Annotated in this window: 2 protein-coding genes; both read right to left on the reverse strand. The window is 77.3% G+C overall.

Annotation, left to right across the window (positions count from 1 at the left end; genetic code table 11):
• Positions 1–149: 149 nt before the first annotated feature.
• A complete protein-coding gene (locus ACFXGA_RS40130) occupies positions 150–383 on the reverse strand; it encodes a hypothetical protein (RefSeq protein WP_378098450.1) in 234 nt (77 codons plus the stop codon).
• Positions 384–580: 197 nt separating this feature from the next.
• A partial coding sequence (locus ACFXGA_RS40135) for an ATP-binding protein (protein WP_378098453.1) occupies positions 581–2,277 on the reverse strand: 1,697 nt, incomplete at its 5' end.

A 2,277-nucleotide genomic window follows, 5' to 3' on the forward strand; every position in this document is an offset into this window, starting at 1 on the left:
GGGCGGCGCCCGCGGCCCGGGGCGGGGCGGGCGCGCGCCGCCCCCGCCGCCCCCCCCCCGCCCCGGCCGCCCCGGGGGGGGGCGCGGCCACCCCCGGGGGGGCGCCGCACCGCCCCGACCGGGAACGGTTGGAGCCGAGCGAGGGCGGCTCAGCCCGAGGTGCGGGCGGGCACGTGCGCGCGGTCGCCGCAGTTCGGCCACCCCGCGCCCTTGGTGATCAGGTCGCGCAGGCTCGTGTTGCGGTAGGCGAACTCGGCCCCGAGCCGGTCCGCCCCGCCCTCGATCTCCTCCGACCACCAGCCGCGCACGTCGAGGACGGCGGCGTAGACCTCCGCGGGCGTTTGGTCGACGGTCAGGGTGGTGAGGTAGCTGTCGTCGGTCATGGCGTCCTCCGGTTCGGTTCGGCGGGCGCGCCGCCGTCGAGGTGGTCCTTCAGCGCGGTGAGCGGGCCGTCCCGGTCACGGGCCAGGGCGGCCAGGAACTGCTGCGCCACCCGCATGGGGCCGACCGCAGCCGGTACCGGGATCCGGCCGGACGAGCCCACCCCGTGTCGCGGCCGTCGTGGTGCGCGGAAGGCGCGTCAGGGGATCGCGCGGACCAGGGCGAGGGCGTCGGCGCGGTCGAGGGCGACGCCCGAGGCGTAGGCGAGGTCGAAGGTGGCGTCGCCCACGTCGGCGCGCAGCCGGGCGGTCAGCCGCGCCACCTCCGGGTCACGGGCTTCCGGCGCGCCGCGCAGCTGCTCGCCGGCCCCGAGCGCCTTCACGCCGCGGGCCGGGTCGCCGCGGTGGGCGTGCCAGGCCGCCTCGGCCACCGCGATCCGGGCGAGCACCGGCATGTCCTTGGCCGTCAGCGCGAGGTCCACAGCTTCGCGGAGGGCATCGGCCGCCGCCTCCGGCTCACCCCGTTCCACCGCGAGGTGCGCGCGGGACGCCAGGACCCGCGCCCGGAACCGCGGGGCCGACACCGGGTCGTCCACGACGGACTCGACCGCCGCCTCGTACTGCCGTTCGGCGTCCACCAGGTCGCCGTCGTACCGGGCGAGGTCGCCCAGCACGAGCCGGGCGAACGCGACGCCGCGGGCCGACCACGGGTGCGGCGACGACCGGGTCAGCGCCAGGCACCCCGCCCGCGCCCGGTCGAAGTCGCCCAACTGCATGCGCGCGAGGGCCATCAGGATGCGCTCGTGCGCGGTGTCGTCGTCGGGGTCCAGTCGGCCGATCAGCCGGACCGACTCCTCCAACGCCGCGAGCGCCTGTTCCGGCTCGCCGAACGCGAGGTGCGCGTCCGCCACCCCGGTCAACGCCTGCGCCAGCGCGAACCGGTCGCCCACCTCGCGCAGCCCGGCGATCGCGGTCGTCATGTCGTCCCGCGCGCCGAGCAGGTCGCCCTGGTTCTCGCGCACCGCGCCGCGCACCATCCACAGCACGGCCCGCGTCCACGGGTCCGGCGCGTCCAGCCGCCGGTCCACCGCCGCCAACGCCCGCTCGGCGTCGTCCAGGAAGAGGCCCAGCATCGGTTCCAGCAGCACCAGCACCGGGTGTTCGCCGGTGGACTCGGCGGCCAGCGCGGCGAGCCGGGCGATGTGCTCGTCGAGGCTCTCGGAGCCGCCCGTGACCGCGTTGTTCACCAGCAGGAACGCGGACACGACCTGGCGGGCGGTGGCGGGCGCGTCGCCCGGCACGGCCAGCGCGAGGCGCAGCCAGGGCACGGACTCGGCGCGGTTGCCGCGCATGGTCCAGAACATGCTCATCGCGGCGGCCAGCCGCACGGCGGTGTCCGCGTCGCCGCGGTCGGCGGCGAAGTGCAGGGCGGCGACCAGGTTGTCCCGCTCGGCCTCCAGCCGGGCGATCCAGGTCAGCTGGTCCTTGCCGCGCAGGTGCGGTTCGGCGGTCTCGGCCAGGTGGAGGAAGTGCGCGGCGTGCTCGGCCCTGGCCGCGGCGACCCGGCCGCCCTCGGCGAGCCGTTCCAGGCAGAACTCGCGGATCGTCTCCAGCATCCGGTAGCGCCCGCCGTCCACGACCTGCGCCAGCGACTTGTCGACGAGCGCGGCGAGCAGGTCGAACGCGTCGTCGCCGGCGAGCCGTTCGGCGGCCTCCAGGTCGAACCCGCCGGGGAACACGGCGAGCCGCTCGGCGAAGTCGCGTTCCGGCTCCGACAGCAGGTCCCAGCTCCACGCCACCACCGCGCGCAACGTCTGGTGCCGCGGCATCGCGGTGCGGCTGCCGCCGGTGAGCAGCCGGAACCGGTCGTCGAGCCGGGCCGCGAGCTGCGCCACGG

The sequence above is a fragment of the Actinosynnema sp. NPDC059335 genome (assembly GCF_042752395.1).
Classification (GTDB): Bacteria; Actinomycetota; Actinomycetes; order Mycobacteriales; family Pseudonocardiaceae; genus Actinosynnema.